The 17739-nt window shown below is 59.1% G+C and carries 15 protein-coding genes; 3 read left to right on the top strand and 12 right to left on the bottom strand.

Features of this window, described 5'->3' with window-relative positions; translation table 11 throughout:
• Nucleotides 1-43: 43 nt before the first annotated feature.
• The 4 genes from ACFO0J_RS02305 to ACFO0J_RS02290 form a co-directional block, all read right to left on the bottom strand.
• Nucleotides 44-1075 carry an NAD(P)-dependent oxidoreductase gene (locus ACFO0J_RS02305; RefSeq protein WP_376811444.1) on the bottom strand — a complete coding sequence of 344 codons (1032 nt, stop codon included), beginning with the start codon at nt 1073-1075 and terminating at the stop codon, nt 44-46.
• The gene (locus tag ACFO0J_RS02300; protein ID WP_376811443.1) at nt 1072-2460 is read right to left on the bottom strand and encodes a cytosine deaminase; all 1389 of its coding nucleotides are present in this window, start codon (nt 2458-2460) and stop codon (nt 1072-1074) included. The genes ACFO0J_RS02305 and ACFO0J_RS02300 overlap by 4 nt, the downstream gene beginning before the upstream one ends.
• Complete coding sequence (locus ACFO0J_RS02295) at nt 2457-3875, bottom strand: amidohydrolase family protein (protein ID WP_376811442.1); 1419 nt, start codon at nt 3873-3875, stop codon at nt 2457-2459. The genes ACFO0J_RS02300 and ACFO0J_RS02295 overlap by 4 nt, the downstream gene beginning before the upstream one ends.
• A gap of 167 nt (nt 3876-4042) precedes the next feature.
• Nucleotides 4043-4816, bottom strand: a complete 774-nt coding sequence (locus ACFO0J_RS02290) for an SDR family oxidoreductase (RefSeq protein ID WP_376811441.1) — start codon at nt 4814-4816, stop codon at nt 4043-4045.
• A 114-nt stretch (nt 4817-4930) separates the two neighbouring features.
• Between ACFO0J_RS02290 and ACFO0J_RS02285 the strand changes: the two genes are divergently transcribed.
• The gene (locus ACFO0J_RS02285; protein ID WP_376811440.1) at nt 4931-5845 is read left to right on the top strand and encodes a LysR family transcriptional regulator; all 915 of its coding nucleotides are present in this window, start codon (nt 4931-4933) and stop codon (nt 5843-5845) included.
• Nucleotides 5846-6159: 314 nt separating this feature from the next.
• Nucleotides 6160-7545 carry a tyrosine-type recombinase/integrase gene (locus ACFO0J_RS02280; RefSeq protein ID WP_376811439.1) on the top strand — a complete coding sequence of 462 codons (1386 nt, stop codon included), beginning with the start codon at nt 6160-6162 and terminating at the stop codon, nt 7543-7545.
• Nucleotides 7546-7631: 86 nt separating this feature from the next.
• On the opposite strand, the gene ACFO0J_RS02275 is transcribed toward ACFO0J_RS02280, so the two are convergent.
• From ACFO0J_RS02275 to ACFO0J_RS02245, 7 genes are all read right to left on the bottom strand, one after another.
• The gene (locus ACFO0J_RS02275) at nt 7632-8543 is read right to left on the bottom strand and encodes a hypothetical protein (RefSeq protein WP_376811438.1); all 912 of its coding nucleotides are present in this window, start codon (nt 8541-8543) and stop codon (nt 7632-7634) included.
• Nucleotides 8540-8791, bottom strand: a complete 252-nt coding sequence (locus ACFO0J_RS02270) for a hypothetical protein (protein WP_376811437.1) — start codon at nt 8789-8791, stop codon at nt 8540-8542. Before ACFO0J_RS02270 ends, ACFO0J_RS02275 begins: the two co-directional genes overlap by 4 nt.
• An 18-nt stretch (nt 8792-8809) precedes the next feature.
• Nucleotides 8810-10345 carry a conjugal transfer protein TraN gene (locus tag ACFO0J_RS02265; RefSeq protein ID WP_376811436.1) on the bottom strand — a complete coding sequence of 512 codons (1536 nt, stop codon included), beginning with the start codon at nt 10343-10345 and terminating at the stop codon, nt 8810-8812.
• Nucleotides 10342-13359, bottom strand: a complete 3018-nt coding sequence (locus ACFO0J_RS02260) for a conjugal transfer protein TraG N-terminal domain-containing protein (RefSeq protein WP_376811435.1) — start codon at nt 13357-13359, stop codon at nt 10342-10344. Before ACFO0J_RS02260 ends, ACFO0J_RS02265 begins: the two co-directional genes overlap by 4 nt.
• Before the next feature lie 18 nt (nt 13360-13377).
• Nucleotides 13378-13905: a hypothetical protein gene (locus ACFO0J_RS02255; RefSeq protein ID WP_376811434.1), complete on the bottom strand. Its 528-nt coding sequence runs from the start codon at nt 13903-13905 to the stop codon at nt 13378-13380.
• A gap of 61 nt (nt 13906-13966) precedes the next feature.
• Entirely contained in the window at nt 13967-14449 is a 483-nt protein-coding gene (locus tag ACFO0J_RS02250) for a hypothetical protein (protein WP_376811433.1), read from the bottom strand.
• Between the two features lie 22 nt (nt 14450-14471).
• Nucleotides 14472-14735 carry a hypothetical protein gene (locus ACFO0J_RS02245; protein WP_376811432.1) on the bottom strand — a complete coding sequence of 88 codons (264 nt, stop codon included), beginning with the start codon at nt 14733-14735 and terminating at the stop codon, nt 14472-14474.
• A gap of 511 nt (nt 14736-15246) precedes the next feature.
• Between ACFO0J_RS02245 and ACFO0J_RS02240 the strand changes: the two genes are divergently transcribed.
• On the top strand, nt 15247-17376 hold the full coding sequence (locus tag ACFO0J_RS02240; RefSeq protein WP_376811431.1) for a type IV secretory system conjugative DNA transfer family protein: 2130 nt from the start codon (nt 15247-15249) through the stop codon (nt 17374-17376).
• Nucleotide 17377: 1 nt separating this feature from the next.
• On the opposite strand, the gene ACFO0J_RS02235 is transcribed toward ACFO0J_RS02240, so the two are convergent.
• Nucleotides 17378-17653 (bottom strand): hypothetical protein, encoded by a 276-nt coding sequence (locus ACFO0J_RS02235; protein WP_376811430.1) that lies wholly within the window; start codon nt 17651-17653, stop codon nt 17378-17380.
• Between the last annotated feature and the right edge of the window lie 86 nt (nt 17654-17739).

The raw sequence follows: 17739 nt of genomic DNA, 5'->3' as shown, positions 1-17739 counted from the left end.
GCGCGCCGCGCCGCTCGTCCGGTGAGCCGCGGCGGCCCGGCGCTCAGGCGACGCGGTTCAGCAGCGGCGCATCCGCCAGCAGGTTCCGCACGTTGCTCCATTCCCGCTGGCGATTGAGCCGGATGTCGTCCGGGGTGAGCGAGCCGCCCGCCGTGTGCGGCGTGAAAGCCAGGTTCGCGCCGGGATCCTCCGCCGCCAGGCGCAGCAAGGGATTGTCGGGCCGCGTCGGCTCCCAGGCCCAGCCGTCCGTCGCCAGCCCGGACAGTTTGCCGGAGCGGAAGGCTTGCGCGACGGCGGCCTCGTCGAGGCTGGAACTCGATCCCGCGGAGACCAGGCAGGCCCCGTCCTTCATGCCCGCCAGAAAGTCGCGCCCGATGGGAGGCTCGTCCCCCGCGATATGCGGGAGCAATGCGCAGAGGAAATCGCTTTCGGCCCGTATCGCGCGGGCATCGGCGTACACCAGGCCGTACTGCGCTTCGACTTCGGGCGGCAGCGGGGTGCGCTTGTTGTAGAGGATTCTGCAGCCGAACGGCCGGAGCAGGACGGCCAGTTCGCAGCCGACGTCTCCGAAGCCGATGATGCCGATGGTGCAGTCGGCGATGCGGCGGATGCCTTGTCTCCGGGTCCAGTTGATGGCGAAGTAATTGCCGTCGCATTTCCGGGGCTCCTGGGCATCGGCTTGCGGATGCGTCAGGATGGATTCGCAGTCCCTGAACCGCTTGGCCAGTGACAGGATCTGCATCAGGACGTGCTCCGCCACCATGGCGCAGCTTCGCAAGGGCCAGTTGCAGACCGGGATGCCGGCCGCGCGCGCCGCCTGCAGGTCGATGTCCTGGGTCATGCGCCCCAGCCGCTGGATGAGCTTCAGCCGCCGGGCGGCGGCGATGGCTTGCGCGTTCACGGCGCCCAGTCTTTCGGTGACCAGGACGTCGGCGTGCGGCAAGCGTTCGATCAGCTCGTCCTGCGTCGGGCGAAAGCAGATCTCGACGTCGACGCCGGCCGGGGCGGCGTCCAGCGCGGTCCGCTGATGCACGGCTTCCCGGGCGGTGGCGAATAGGACCTTGAGTGGTGTCATGGCGCATTTTCCTTGGGGGCGGATGCGGAGCGTCCGGGGATGAGGGCGTCGAGTTCTGCGTAGTCGGGGAGCGGCGCTGCGCTGATCCGCCCGCGGTCGAGCACCAGCCGGTCGGACTGCGGTCTCGACATCATCTCGTTCAGCGAACGCGCGTTGAAGAGAATGAGCCTCGCGGCGGACCCCGGGCGCAGCGAGCCGAGGTCGAGGCCGCCCATCAGCCGCGCGGCGTTCGGCCCGCTGAGGCGCGGCGCGTCGGCGATGGGGTGATCGAGGTGCAGAATGCGCACGGCCTGGCGCAGCGTGTCCAGCATGTCGTGATCGCCGTACGGGAAAAAGGGATCCCGCACGTTGTCGCCGCCCACCGCGACCGTCAGCCCGGCCGCCAGCATTTCGCGCACCAGCGTCACGCCCCGCCATCTCGGCGTGGCGCCGGTTCGGCGGTCCTGCAGATAGAGGTTGGCCGTCGGCAGGGTGATGATGCCCACATGCGCGGCGGCGCACAGTTCGAGCGTCTCCTGGACCTGGCGCGCGTCCTGCAGGGCGAGGCTGCAGCAGTGTCCGCAGACGATCCGCCCCGGGAATCCGGTGCGAAGCGCGGAGCGCGCGATCCGCTCGAGCATGCGCGAGGCGGCATTGCCCGTCTCGTCCACGTGAAGATCCACGTCCAGGCCGCGCCGGGCGGCGCGCTCGAACAATTGGTCGAGGCTCTCGTCGATGTCGTCGGGCATGCGGGTCTCGCCGTCCGGCAGGCGCAGGAAGGCGCCGACGATGCCGCCCGCCTCGCCGACGAGGTCGAGCAGCCGCTCCCCGAAGGGCGTGGCATAGATGTCCGCGCCGGCCAGGGCCACGGCCTGCAGCGTGATCCGGCCGCGCCATTTCTCGCGCAGGTCCTGGAACACCTCCCACGTGGTCTCGGCCTGTTCCGCGTGCGAGTCGAGATGGGTTCTGATCGCGGCAACCCCGTGATGCGCCGCGCAGCGCAAGGCAAAATCCATCCGCTTCTCGATGTCCGCCCTGGACCAATGGCGCAGGCGGTCCGCCATCGACCCTTCGCGCGCTCCCGAGAAGCTCCCGTCCGGGTTGCTCGCCCGGGGAAGGATTTGCGTCTTGTCCAGGTGGGCGTGGCAGTCGAGGAACATCGGCCAGACCTGGCGCCCCGCCAGATCGACGTCGACGAACCCGCCGTCGCGCGCCGGGTCGCCGGGCTGCCCGGAGGGCGAGAGCGCCGCGAGCCGGCCCTGGTCTATCAGGATGTCCACCAGGGCGGCGCCCTCGGCGTCCTGCTCCCAGGTCGCCGTCGAAGGCACGGATTCGATCAGGCACAGCGGCACTCGTGCGCGCCTCAGGGCGATCCTGGGCGCAGTCGGAATGTCCGGATACCTCACGACAGAGGCCAGCGAGGATTGTCCGCGGGTACGTTCGCCCGTTTTTTGAGATCGGGCAGGCGCCGCCGCGCCTCGGCGACGATGGCGCGTTCGTCCATGGTCAGGATCTCGCCGCCGCTGACGATGACCTTGCCGTCGATCACCACGGTATGGACGTCCGAACCTTGCGCGGCGAAGACCAGCGTCGCAACCGGATTCCAGATGGGGGAAAGGTGGGGCGCATCGGTGTCGATGGTGATCAGATCGGCTTTCTTGCCGGCTTCGAGCGAGCCGACCTGATCGTCGATCCCCAGCGCGCGCGCGCCGTGGAGGGTGGCCATTTCAAGCGCGGTCTCGGCGCGCAGGCTGTTGCGGCTCTTGCCATGTGACCTGGCGATCTGGCAGACCACGCGCAGGTCGCGCAGAAGATCCATATTGGCGTCGCTGACGGTGCCGTCGCAGCCGAGCGCCACGTTGACGCCCGCCTCGAGCATTTCGACGACGCGCGTGGGGCCCCAGGCGGACGTCGCGTTGTTGGCGGGGCAGTTCGCCACGGATGTGCCGGTTTGCGCCAGTAGCGCGATGTCCTCGCTGTCGGCCGCGGTGCAGTGCGTCAAGACCGCGTTCGGCCCCAGGATGCCCAGTTGGTAGCCGTAGTCCATATGGCTGCGGTAGCCCAGACTGCGCGCGTATTCGTTGTCGCTTTCCAGTTCCGAATGATGGATGGTGAGGCGCATGCCGTGTTCTTTTGCGACAGCGGCCACGCGCCGGTAGAGATCCGGGTTGGCGGATTCGTCGGCGGTGCGGCATCCGAACCAGACCTGGATGCGCCCGTTCGCGGCCCCGTGCCATTGCTTGTGCGCGGCCAGGGTTTCGGCGATCCCCTGGTCCGGTTCGAACCAGGCCGAGAGGGGCCAGCCGACGCGGTCGCGATAGGCCGGCGAGACGTCCATCACGACCTTCCCGAGCGCCGCGCGGATGCCGGAGTCGACGCAGACCTGGGCGATGCCGTCGAAACCGTGGTTGGCGGAGGTCATCGACTCCAGGAAACTCGTCGTCCCCGATTTGAGCATTTCGAGGATGCACAGGGAGGCGGACGCCGCGCCGTCTTCCGGGGTCATCGTCCCTTCCATCGGGAGGATCAGGCGGTAGAGCCAATCGTGGAAATTGTCCGAGCGGGCGTTGCGTTCCCCCGCCGCCCGGAAAAGCGCCTGGCTCAGGTGGACGTGCGTGTCGATCAGCCCGGGCGCGATGATGTGGCGGCTGAAGTCCTGTATGGGAAGATCGGGGAAGCGGGCCTGGATTTCAGCCGTCTTTCCCACCCCGACGATCGTGTCGCCGATGACGGCAACCGCCCCGTCCGCGATGACTCGCCTGTCGCGGTCCATGGTGATCACAGTGGCGTGGGCGAAAATGAAGCCGGGGCTGCTGGTCAAATCAATCTCCTCGTGTCTCGAGCAGAACACCGCCCGGCAGGCGGCTGTTTTCTAAGAGAGAATTATGAATTTTGCATACAGTATCACTGTCGTGACCCGAAATCCAGCGCCAGGACGTCCGATTGGAGTAAGCCCCGGGTCCGGCCCGAAGGCCGCCATGCCCTCGGTTACTTGGTCGTATAGCCGCCGTTGATCAGGATGGTCTGGCCGGTGATCCACCAGCCGTCGCTGACCAGATGGCGGATGAAAGGCACCACGTCCTCGATGTCGGTCAGCCCCGTCCGGCTGAAGGGCGACAGCGCCGCGGCGGTCTTGTGATAGGCCACCGCGTCTTCGCCTTCGGCCGGATAGAAAAAGGGCGTATCCATCGGGCCGGGGCCGACGGCCGTCACCGAGATGCCGCGCGCACCGAATTCCTTGGCTGCGGCGCGGGTGAAGTGTTCCACCGGCGCCTTGGTGCCCGCATACGAGGCGTAAAAGGGCGTGAAGGCGCCCAGCAGCGAGGTCACCAGGGTGCAGATCTTGCCGTTGTCATTGACGTGGCGGCCTGCTTCCTTGAGGAAAAAGAACGCGCTCTTGGCGTTGACGGCGCTCATCTCGTCGTATTCGGCTTCGCTGATCTCCAGGATCGGCTTCTTGAGCACCTTGCCGACGGTATTGATGGCGATGTCGGGGCGGCCGACGGCGGCGACGGCGTCGGCAAACAGTTTTTCGACGGCTGCGGCGGTGCTCAGATCCGCCTGGATCGCCACGGCCCGGGCGCCGGCCGCCTGCAGCGCCGCCACGGTGGCGTCGGCGTCGGCGCGGGAGGACGCGCTGTTGTAATGGATGGCGATCGCCTTGGCGCCCTGGGCGGCCAGGTCGCGGGCGATCAGGCCGCCCAGGTTTTTGGCGCCGCCGGCGATGAGGACGGTCTTGCCTTGAATGCTGTGCTTGGACATGAAGGGTTTCCTTGAGGGCGAGGGGAGAACGGTTTTGACTGTATTCGTAAATGAAATACAGATAAATCGTTTTTCTATTGATAGACTATCCAGAAATCATGACCAATGAGTCCCATGGATCGCATCGATCAACTTCGCATCTTCATCCGGGTCGCGCATAGCGGCGGGTTCACCAACGCTGCGGGACAGCTCGGCGTGCCCAGGCCGACCGTCTCTCTGGCCATCCAGCGGCTGGAAGCTTCGCTGGGGGTGCGGCTGTTCGATCGGACGACGCGCCGGGTCAGCCTGACCCGGGACGGCGACGCCTTGCTGGAGCGTGCCGCCGCGCTGGTGGCCGACAGCGAAGAACTGGAACAATTATTCAGGCCGCGGGGCCGGGCCTTGACGGGCAGCCTGCGCGTGGACCTGCCCAGCCGGCTGGCGCGGCGGCAGGTGGCGCCCGCGCTGCCGGCATTCCTGGCGCTGCACCCCGGCATCGACGTGGATCTGGGGTCCAGCGACCGCGCAGTCGACCTGCTGCACGAGGGCATCGACTGCGCGCTGCGTGTCGGTGAACTGCAGGCCAGCAGCCTGGTGGCCCGTCCGCTGGGCGTATTCAGGCTCATCAACTGCGCCAGCCCTGCCTATCTGGCACGCCATGGCGTGCCGCAGCAGCCCGGCGATCTGCTGCAGCACCAGGCCGTGTGCTATGCCTCGCAGCCGGGCGCGCGGGCGGCGCGCTGGGAATGGCAGGAAGACGGCCAGGATCGGTCCCTGGTGATGCCGACCCGGGTGTCGGTCAATAATGTCGAGACCTACATCGCCTGTTGCCTGGCCGGCCTGGGCCTGATCCAGATTCCGGCCTTCGACGTGCGCGAGCATCTGGAGTCGGGCGAATTGGTCGAGGTGCTGCCGGACTGGCTGGCCGCGCCGATGCCGGTGCAGCTCGTCTACCCGCATCAGCGCTATCTGTCCCACCGGGTGCGGGTCTTTGGCGATTGGCTGGCGGAGATCCTGGCCCCGTGCCTGGGGGCGACGAAAGAGGCGTGAAGCCGGGGACGGGCGGTGATCGTCCTGGCCGCCCGGACAAAGAAAAACCGCCTAGGTTGTTGGCCCCTAGGCGGTTTTCAAGCCTGTTTCGAGAACAGGGTAATTCTGGCGCGGCTGGCAGGATTCGAACCCACTACCCCTTGGTTCGTAGGCAATAAATTATTACTTTTGCATGTATGCTGGTGGACGTGTGTGGACATTGAATATCCAGTGTGTATGCGGGTTACGGGCTATAATTTCGTCTATGGCTATCCACTCTGATCAATCTGCAGCTAGTGGATTTATGGGGTTAAAAATGGGGTTAAAAGAAAATTATGGCTTCATCCAAGCTCACGATCATCGAGTTGAAGGCCCTAACGGCTGAGGATGGAGGAAGAGTTCTTAGAGAGCCGGGAGGGATCGAAGGCCGTGTGAGAGCCGGTGCTCGGGGGCTTACCGTGCAATTCCGTTTTATCGGATCGTTCCTGGGCAAGCGCCGTGACTTTTTCCTCGGTGCATGGCCAAAAAAGTCTCTTGCTGACATCCGAGTAGAGAGGGACCGAATACACCAACTTGTCAGGCAGGGAATTGACCCCGTTGCTGCAAAACAGGCTGCGCGCATCGAGCACCAAAAAGCTATGGAGGCTTCCATACAACAGGCCGAGCAGGAGCGCCTGTACAAGCTCAAAGTCCATGATCTCTTTGACGCATGGGTCGCGGATGGCGTGGCCAGGAAGGACGGCAATGCAGAAATTCGTCGTTCCTTTGAGAAGGACGTTCTGCCCATTGTCGGCGAAAAGGAGTTGCGTCACCTGGCGGATAAAGACATCTTGGTGATGCTGCGTAGGCAGATGGCGCGGGGGGTGATCCGTCTGTGCGTCACCACATTCAAAGACTTCAGTCAGATGCTGGCCTGGGGGGAAAAGCGTCAGCCTTGGCGCCGATTGCTGGCGAATGGCAATCCTGCCGCCCTCATTGACATCAATACGCTGCTGCCAGACGACTACGAGGAGGAGCGCGACCGGACACTATCGCCTGCAGAGCTCAGGGAGTTGGGTCAAATTTTTAGGCAGATGGATGAAGCCTATGCCGCCGCGCCGAACAGACGTGCTACCAGCCGCCCAATGGACGTGAAAACGCGGTTGGCTCTGTGGATATGCCTGGGCACGATTTGTCGCATTGGTGAGCTGCTGATGGCCCGCTGGGAGCATGTAGACCTGGAGACAGGTATCTGGTTCATTCCGCGAGAAAACGTCAAGGGGAAACGCGGCAAGAAGCAGGAGCAGTATGTGTTTCTGTCGGACTTCTCTAAGCGGCAGTTTCAGGCACTGCATGATCTGACAGGGACAAGTCCCTGGTGCTTCCCATCACGGAACCGGCGTGATGAGGATACGCATGTCTGCCTGAAATCAGTCTCCAAGCAGGTTGGAGATCGGCAAATCCGCTTTAAGAACCGTAGCAAACCATTGAAGAGTCGCGCCTTTGATAATTCCCTGGTGCTGGCCGATGGCGTCAACAATGAATGGACTCCCCACGATCTACGCCGCACAGGCGCCACGATGATGCAGAGTCTCGGTATATCGCTGGATGTCATTGATCGCTGCCAGAACCATCTTTTGCCCGGTAAGGTTCGCCGTGTCTACCTGCGGCATGACTATGAGGCAGAAAAAAAGGAAGCCTGGCGACGGCTGGGGGAGCACTTGGACACGATCTTAGTGTAAGGCACATTAACACCCGATAAACCCCATTTCGACCGAAATCAAGGAGGTTTAAAGGGGAAGCCGTTCCTATTGTTCCTTTCTTTTATTTAGGGCTTCTTGGAAAGAAAGGTATTCCACGCGATTCTTTGATTTCTTGACAAACCGTTGTTTTTGTCTTCAGTGTCAATATGTATGCTAAAAACAGGAGGCCAGCAGTAAAGCCCGGATTGTCTTATTTTTTCTTCAAAACCCCAGGAAGATAGTAGTTCATGTCTTTCATTATATGCCTGAAGAGATGATCCTTGTATTTTAAAATGCTCAACCCTAGGATCTATAATTATTGAGTCAATAAATTTATGTGGTTCAATTTTAATATTAAGTAAGTTGGCGGTTTCCCTTGTGTTCTCCTGTAAAACAATAGGGCGAACTTCATGCTCAGCAGCAAAGGCATCTCTCTTAAAGGAAAGGAGAGTCGCTGCTATACGTGGGGCACTTCCTGGGATTGGGAGATGGCGATACAGTAAATCATAAACATGGCTATTGATTTTTGTTTCTGGAAGGTATTTTATCTTTTTGATAAAAGAGAAATTTTTTCCATTAATGTCCCTTAGCCCGTTAGAGAGGGCGTCCATGAGTTTTCCTACCGTGGTGGATATTAGAATGGCCTCATTTTGATCTTTGGGTCTTGGAAAGTTATGTGATTTTTCCTGGGGGTGTTCTTGTGTAAGGCATATGCTAGAATATGCTCTCAACATTGTGTCGTTTATTTTTTTTGTTGTCCATGATTGAGAAAATATATTAAAGCCACTTCCGTCTATTATTTTTTGATCATAAGCTGAATCATTCGATGAAAATATAATTTGTACGGGGCGATTGGCTAGTTCATAAGGATCCTCCCACATTTCGGGACGTACTAAAACAAGATTTCCCTTAACAAGTAGGCTTTCGGCCCAGCGCCAAGTGACATACCTATAGATTGGCGTATCAGGGCTTAAACTATCATCGAGAATAGTATTCATGGTTCCTGTTTCGTTTTTACGGAGCCAACCTCTCCCTTAGGGAGAGGACCTTTGCTCTTATAGTCATAGTGCTGCTCCTGAGATTCGTGAAGCACACTATCAGCCACCCTAGCGATCATAGACCATTTAGTCATCGTCAACAGAGCTGGGGCCACGACAATGATCAGCATCGGCATGAGAGCCATGACGCTCATGATGACCGCCATGACACCAATAAAGCTGAGCCAGAGTTTCCAAATTTGAGGCATGTTCTCCCCCCCCCCTTGTCAGATCAATCCTGCGCATTCGTTAGGCAGCTTACTCATGTCACCGCCCAGAGCCTCGTACGTCTTTCGGCATGCGGCAGTCAATGAACTTTCATGGAAGCTCCCCGCTTGTGACTTGAGGAGGTCTTCCTTGATGTGATTAACATCGACGGCAGACATAACGTCCCCAATGAACTCAGAAAAATCGATCTGCGAAAAGTCGATTGACTTCAGTTGGGCAACGGTGAAGCCGTCGCAAGACGGGCTTTCCTCATCCCCCCACCCCATACCGAGTTGCGCACGTCCCTGAACGTTGATGATCTTGGCTATCTTGCTGTTGTAGCAGCAGTAGCTTCGTTTTCTGGTGATGCACACGCCCAGGATTTCTTTCGAGCACCAATCGCCAATCTGGTCTGAGCAAAGGCCTGCCCCACGTTTCATAGCCAGCTTGGCTTCTTCTTCGTTGCATGTCATCGCCTGCATCACCACGTGCATGCCAACGGCAAACGCAAATGCGTAAGGATTGAAGTAGATATTGAATCCGCCAGCTTCCCCGAGCACCATGCCGCTGGTTCCCAGGAATGATCCGGTGCCTCCGATAGAGAAGCCGTACATCCCAAAACCGGGGTTTGCAAAACTGTCGAGAAAGGATTGTCCGCCAGGGAGATTTCCACCGATAGCGGCAGACCAACCACTGGCAAGCCAGTTAGCGGTATCACCATAGAGGGTGTCAAAAACAAACTTTGAACCTGCACGAGCAGCAAAGCCAGTGGCACCTGAGATGAACTCTCCCATGACGGCATTGTTGCTTCTCGCGGATGTGTCGGTGCTGCAGCAGTTCTTCAGTCCTGCGGCCCGCTTCGACCGGCAGATCCCCGCCTCCCCGTGGAAGATGTCCAGCCCGTCTGTTGCGTACACTCCGATCTGGCGCCCAGTCTCCATGCCGGTGATGACTTGAGCGAAATCCAGGTCAGGCGGATAGCTGGTATCCCAACAAACTCCGCCGATGCAGATGTTCCGGTCGCCACAGAATTCAATTTGATGCGTTTCGGCTGGTTTTGTGATGCAGCGATACTCGATTTCCCACTCGTTGCAGCCAAAATAACCGTCCTGATTCAAGCACCTTCTGCCATAGGTGCTGCATTTTTCGTCAGCCTCAAGGGGCTCACAGGTATTGACGGTATCGTTGGTTGAGCAGGTATATTCCCTGCGGTATTGCCAGCAGCCTCCGACTTCTTCCAAGGTCACGTCGTACCCGTTGATTTTTTTGACCGGGGTTTCATCAACACACACCCTGGCTGTCTTCATACACCGCTGTACATTGGTTTTGTCGTCAACATCGCCCGGCGTTGTCACAGGAACGCAGATATCCTTTATTTTTCCTGGAGCGCACACCTGATCGCCCGATGCCGGATCAGTCAGGTATTCCGTGCAAAGGGTGTCCACGGCCTCTGTAGCCTTGCATGGCGGAAAATGACCGCCCACAGGCATCTGGGCCTGGGCCAGCGTGGCAGTCAGAATCAGAGTGACGGTCGCGAGAATTTTCCAGGCGCTCATTTCTTCTTGTCCGGCTCTTGGTCGTGAGGCAGTCTTTGCCAGTACTTCACCTCGCCGTCTTCGCCACGCTCTGCACGTGGGATGTAGATTTCAGGCGGACGGCCTTGTGAAATATCGGCACCAAAAACCTTCTTGGCTGCAGCGGACTGAGCTTGGCCCACCGCCTGCCTGCTGGTCACCAGCGTCTGCGCTGTGTCCTGCGCAGCCCCGTGCGCAGCTGCGGCAGTTGAGGCACCGGATTCACGACCATCGTGATCGGCCAGAGCTCTGCCTCGGGCCTCGACTCTGGGGCTCTGCTGCGTTGTCAGCCAGGCATGCTCTGCCTGCTGCTGGGCGTCATCAAGCGACTTCAGGCCCTCGCGACCGCCAGCTTGTGCGACGCCCTCCTGGTGCTGGTTACGAAGGCCGTCCATCCCTCGGCGCACTCCGGCACCTCCGCCGTCAGTGTCGTCGGTCACGACAACGCCCTCTTGTAGATCGGCTGCTGACCGGAGGCCATGCACTGCGCCGGTTTGGGCGACGGCGCTGGGTACACTTGTCCCAAGGCCTGCTGCCGACACAGCCAGACCACGCACATCGTCACCTATCCCTGCATTACGCCCATGATCTGCAGCCACGGCAGGTACAGCAGCCACTTCGCCTAGGATCTGGCTGGCGAAGCCTTGGTCATAGCGCTGCACCGTGAGCCATTGCGCCACTTCGTCTTGCCCGGGCAGTTGGGACTTTCCATTGCGGGTCAGGTAGGCCAGTTGCGCGGAGTAGACCGCGCCAGCAGCTTCGCTGCTGTTTTCTGCGGCCAGTTCCCGGTATCGCTCGTTAATCCGACGCGCCCAGTTGTGACCGCTGGTGCCCATCGCGGAGTCCTCTTCCACGGCTCGACCAAATGACGGAGCACTCAGTTCACGCTTCCAGGAGGCGTCCCGTGTCCTGGACGAAACGGCTTTCCATTCTTCGCGGTCCTGGGTAGCCCGCTGCTTCTGATCCTGGTAGGAGTCGGATGCGCGGCTTGTATCGTCGGATAGGATGCCCCCACGAGCGGCGTACTGATCTTGGGCCTGAGTGACGTATTGATCGGCGTATTGAGTGCCGGCGTGGATGCCCTTGCTCAGTGCTTCGCGAGCCTCGGCGCTTTCCGTGCTCCGATAAACCTCAGCAGCGCTTGTCCCTGATCCCAGCGCCTTGAATCCGGCAGAGATTTCTGCACGCACATCCGCGCCATAGCCACGATCCTGGGCGATTTGGAGAGCGACACCCTCGGACTCGTGCAGGGTGTCCATTCGTTGCAGGCTGTGTGCTCGACCGTCGGAACTGGTCCACGATCCGCCACCCAGTTCCTGTACGGCGCTGCCGACATACCGCTCTGCCGCACGCATTTGGGCGACTTGAGAGTTGAGAGATTGTGCATGTGCGGACTCCTCGACGTGCCGCAGAGAGTCAGAAACCGAGAATTTTGGCGCTTCGTAGTCGGCGCTTTGCGAGCCGGTCAATTGGTTGCTGGTTTGTACGGCAGTTGTCTGTACCAACGGCTGCACGGCGCCTGTTCTGGGTGCGGCCTGCGACTCGTCCACGTAATCCCTGGCCGAAAGACGATTGGCCCACCCAGCCATCGCATATGCCGAGCCGGTCAGAAGGCCCAGCGTCAACAGCGGCGTGGCTGCGAGCATATCACTGGCCATGGCCAGATTTGTGGAGAGCACGTCGTACATGTAGGTGGCGTAGTTCTCCGATGTGAGGCCTGCTGCGGGAAGTTGTCGGATTTTTTCTTCGACCTGCCACTGGATGAAGGCGTTGATGACGGCGACGAATGGCAGCCACGAAAAAACCCACAGACCAAAGACGAAATACTTGGCGAGATAGCCGACGATTCCAGCGCCTTTCAGAAGGCCGTACAGGAAAATAACAACACCAAATGCGAAAAACAGCATTTGGAGCAAGACCATTGCTGGGAACATCGTCTTGGTGAACAAGCTGGCCGATGCCGCAGAGTCGATCTTGTAAGCCTCCATCGAGTCATGCTGCAGCTGGGTGCAGTTTACGAAGGCGGAATTTGCATACGCTGAGTTGGCGCATCGATACGTATCGTTCACCAGATTACGCACTAAGGCGGTTCGCATGAACTGCTGCGCAGACTGACCTGTGAATCCGAGAAGATGGTTGAACGAGTCTTGGTAGTCGGCATAGGTCCAATGGTCAACACCACCAGCCGCACCCCTTTGAGCGTCCTTCACGTTGTTGTTGATCAGACGATTCACGTCAGATTGGTTCGACCCGTTTCCTGTTTCAAAGATGTCAAACCTTCGTGCGAGAAGGTCTTTCGCCTGGCTGCAGGAGACCACTGCCGCTGTCGGAAGAGAGGTGGTTGTGTTGCCTGCGCCCGCACCGATGTACGTCTCGACAAGGCCCGTGTTCCTGCCGTTGTCAATCAGGTACTGGAACAGATCAGGGTTGGTGGCCAGGGCTTGCGCGTTAATTGCTGTATTTTTCGTGCAGTCCAAAAGATAGTTTTGGAATGATTTTGCGAAGTCGCCTGATGTTCTTTCCAGACCACCACGCATCGCAAACAACAGGTTCAGCGGTGTGGCGAAGCCCTTGTCGCTCACCGACATGTAGCTGCCGGATGTTGACGCGAGGGCAGTGTCCAAAACCTTGAAAATTTCGTAGCTCACGCCACTAAAAATTGCGGCAGGCGCTGCCAGGACCAGCGGCACGTTATCGACCACGGCGACGGACTGATCGCCGTACACGCTCTGGAGGGTCACCCTTGTCGGCGCAAAGCCCAGCGCCACCGCGATGGACATCATCAGGGCGTGTTCAGTCCAGGTGTGGGTCTTGATCATCCCTGAACCGATGTTTTTTTGAATGTAGTGCCAGGCGCCGGTCATGATCGCGAACATCGCGCCCATCAGGGCAGCGGACCAGATGAGCGTTCCACTCCCGAAGACCATCGCGACGCCGTTCAGGACCGAGTAAAAATAATCGACGCCGCCAGTGACGTAGACGGTGAGATTCGGCATGACCGTCCCTTTCCCGACTCAGGCAGCCGCCAGGGCGGTGCCTGTGCCGATCAGCTGCAGGCTGCCGTTTAGGTGCAAATCACCCGTCAGGTGTGCCTCCCCGCCCACCACGGTTGCGCGTCCAGCGTCGCCGCCCGACAGGCGGACCCGACCACCGACATGTGCTCTGTCACGGACTACGATCACGTCGGTCAGGATTGCGTGGTCGCCTACTCGGGCGTCACCTCCAACCCACCCGATGGCTTCGAGGATCGCCCAGTCTCGGATCTGTGCACGCTCCAGGACCAGCACCCACGGCCCTACCCACGCTTGCCCACTGACCAGTGCATCGCCAGACACATTGCCCGCGACACGCGCATTCCCGCCCACCCACGCCTGGCCCTCGTGGCTGAGATTTCCCTCGTCCCAGAGGAAGCCGCCAAGATCTCCGGCGCGGACTCCGTGTGCGGGGATGTCCACCAGCGCACGGATTCGGTGCATGTTTCCGCTGTAGCAGTCCAGCGGCTCTACAAAGTCGTTTGTTAGCAGCTCGAATTTTTTGATCATGATTTTTCCCGCTGGAGTGCGTCAAATCTGCGCCGCCGAGGGTTGGCGGCGCAGGTCGAGGTCAGTCTTCGGTAAAGCTTTCATGCGCATTGCGGACGGCCGCAGCCATATCGGTCGCCGTCCACACGCGGAGCGCGAAATTTTCGTCGTCCAGGCGGGTCAAAGGGCCGACGCTGGTGAGTTCGGCCTCCTCTACCATGAGTTCGACAATTTCTTGCTGAAGCGCCGCGTCATTTGCCCCTCTCAGCGCTTGCATGACGCCTTCGTCGTTCAGCGCGTCGCCGAGAAATCTGCCAGCCGCTTCCCGGCGCTGCGCTTCTTGGACCCTCGTGTCCTCAAAAATCAGATAGCCCAGCGAGATCGCGGCCTGGCCCTCCGGGCCGTCGAGGTCAAGTCCGGCCTCCTGGCACTCCTGCAGAAGTTCGCGTGTCACAGCCTCCCGGTCTTGGATAGACAGCCGCCCGTGTCGAGTGGCATCGCTCCAGGCGCCGCGCGAGGCTTCGATCAGATCGTCAATAGAAAATTTCGTGTTTGCGGTGGTCATATCAATCTCCGTTAGAGAAAAATCAGTTTTTCCGCCAGATTGGCGAAATCGTGTCGATAAAAATTAGCCCGGTAACCAGGACGTAAACACCCGTCCAAAGCACCAGCACGGGCCCCTCCAGCGCCCATAAAAGATTGAGAGCCCAGGGCAGCGACAGAGGCTTGGACTGGAACAAAGAGCCTGCGATCCAAATCAGCAAAGTCGCCGCCACTGATACCACCAGCCAAGCTCCTGGGGCGAGAAGAAATCGCCTGTCCTGGAAAATTCTTAGCAAAAAAATCCTCATCTGAATCTCCTAACAAAAATCAAAATTTATAATCAAAGGAATGAAGTAAAAACCAACTCAACAAAATCAATTATACTCAAAACCGACCGAACAATCAAATTTAAGTCATTGATAAATATGAGTTATTTTAACTCAAGCACTAAATGTCATAGCGCGCCAAGAAGGCTCTTTGGGCGCGCTCAACAGAAGGTATAGGCGCGCCCTTGAAAATAGGCTTCACTAGGAAATCCATTCGATTTTTCTTAAAAAATTTGTTTTATTGGCTGAAAATTAATGCGAGAGGGATTTATGCATTCAGAAAAAAACAAACTTTTCATCCGTGGGTGGGCCAACATGGCAGCCAAAGTCGGCTATTCAACCAGCGGATTAAAGTCGCTTGTCGCTCGTGGTCTCTTCCCAGAACCGGCACGGCCAACAACGCGCAGGGTTATTTGGGACGCACGTGTACCCGAGACGTGGCTGGAGTCCGTGCTCAAAAAAAGTGACTTGGGTAGCGAGGAGAGAAAAAAAGATGATTGAGATACTGCGCGTGCTGCGAGACTGGCTGGTCGAATACATCATCAACCCGTACCCCGGCGTGATTCTGCTGCTGATCGCACTGAGCTGGGCGTACTGGTGGTCGCCCACCCTCCGAGTGCCAATCCACTTTTTGCTCAGGGCCCTGGTGTCGGAACCGGCGAAATTCGTGGCTCGGTGGGCGTTTTGGGCAGGCCGAATTTCGCTCCTGGCCGCGTGGCGAGTAGGAAAAAACCTCGTTCTGCCGCGCAGCATTGTGTGCCCAGAAATCGGCAACCCCAATGAGCCTGGCGCAGTACGGCCCGGCTGGCGACCACTGCGACTCGGCGGCGCTGCAGACACATGGTCCCTCAGCGGTGCTGTTGTGGCCGCTTTCCTGCGCTTCACACCGGCCTGGCGCGTGGTTTATCCGGCTGCTTGGCTCAGCAGCGACACGGCCCTCACGCTGCTGAACATTGGGGAATCGGTGCTGATCGCCTGGGGAATCGTGTGGCTGGGTCTTCGAGTGTGGCTAAACCGACCGCTGCATCCCGCGCTGCCTACCCGCCTGCTTATTCGGTCCAGCGACGGCCTGAACAGCAAAGAAGCTTTTCGCATCGGGCGACGTATCGACACCGGTGCCCCGGTCTACCTGCCTGCCGCGCTTTTGCCCTACAACACCCTTGGCTACGGGTCTCCAGGAAGCGGAAAAACATCAATCGCCAAGTTGCTTATGGAACAGCAAATTGAACGGGGTGGCGGGCTGATCTTCATCGATGCCAAGCTCGACGCTGCCGATGTGAAGCAAGTTTTCTCCTTTGCCCGGTCTGCCGGTCGAGAGCATGATGTGCTCTTCATCAACCCAGGAAACCCTGATGAATCAAATACATACAACCCGATCCTGGACGGCGATGAGGATGAAATTGCCGACCGTTGCCTCGCGCTGATCCCCGCCGCCGAAAGAGCAGGCGAAGATCACTACAGGGAAGCAGCCCGCCGAGCGATCAAGACCACTGTCGCGGCTCTCAGAGTCTCCGGCCTCGCTTATTCATTCCGTGATCTGTCCACCATCCTGGGCTCGGGCGAGGCGATGGAGGCGTTTTGTGAAATCCTTCGGGAACGCGCACCTACCGCCCCCGCGACGGCGGATTTTCTTTTTCTCCTGGACCAGTATCGGCTGCCAGGAAATCGCGGGTACAACATCAAGCTTCTTCAGGAGACATACGGTGGCATCGCAGGACGCCTGGGGACGTTCGGCACAGGGGCGTTTGGCGCCGTCACCTCGGCGTACAACCCCGAGGTCAGGCTTTATGAGGCGATTCGCGCCCAAAAAATCATCTACGTCAGTTTGCCCAGCATGGCCAAGGCAGAAGCGTCTACGAGCTTCGCAAAAATCTTTGTCGCAGATCTCCGAACAGCAATTGCTCGGGTGCAAGCAGAGCCGCCCGACGAGCGTGCACTTTTCCTGGCATTCATGGACGAAATGGCGACGTATGCAATGCCAGCGATGAACACCATTTTTTCGCAAAACCGATCATCCCGGATCGCGCTGATTCCGCTGACGCAGACACCCGCACAACTGAGTGAGGCGGTATCGGAAAACTTCACAAGCACTATCGAGACCGGCTGCAAGACGAAGTTGTTCTTCCAACTGGCCGACGCGGAGGCCTGCGAACATGCCGCCAAGATCATTGGCGAGAGCTCTCAATCAGCCAAGTCACTTGGGATGGTGAATAGCCGGGGAGCGAACACCAGCAAGTCATCCGCCTCACCTGATGGCTCTGACGCAGGAGGATCATCAACGACAGTCACAGAGCGGGAGGAGCGCGGCTGGCGTGTGCCGCCAGAGAATTTCGCAGCACTGGATAAGGGCGAACTGATCCTGTGGTCTGATGGGCATGAACTCGTGCATATCCAGGCTGATCGGCCTCCAGAGACTCCTGGAGACCTGCAAATCGAAGTGCAGCATCCCGAATTGCCTGCGGTCGAGGGAGTAGAGTTTTACGAGCGATTTGTGCTGAAGCGGTTCAGCTTGGCAGCGATTGTCGCCAAGGCATTGGAAGCTCAAGACGCTGCGTCGGCCCCCGTGTCTACGCCGAGAAAACCGCCGGGTGGTGGCACCTCGCTGGATCTTTATCGTGAGTGAGTCAGAGACGAAATTCCAGGCCATTTTCGGTTAGCACAAAATCATCGTCGTCAAGATTCTTGAGGCGTTGAGCTCGTGCCGTCCGAGGTTCGATCTGGCTGACAGGCATCCAAGCGAGGGATTCGTAACCGACAACCACACGCTCTCCTGCCTCATTGAGGTCGTAGATAGGCTCACGGATTCCGTTGATTTGCAGTCCTTGTTCAACCGCATCATTAAGCTCTCGAGCAAGCTGATTTTTTGCTCTTTGATGAGTGATGTCGTCAGGCTCAAGCATCACATAATAGCGATAGACTGAATCGCCCCGGAACCTCTAGACACCCACGTGCCTCATAATGAGGCGATGAGGAGTTGTCATGAGCA

It is taken from the genome of Castellaniella hirudinis (assembly GCF_042651965.1).
Taxonomy (GTDB): domain Bacteria; phylum Pseudomonadota; class Gammaproteobacteria; order Burkholderiales; family Burkholderiaceae_B; genus Castellaniella; species Castellaniella hirudinis.
Note: the sequence above shows the minus strand (reverse complement) of the source record. Positions and strands in the feature narration are given on the sequence as shown.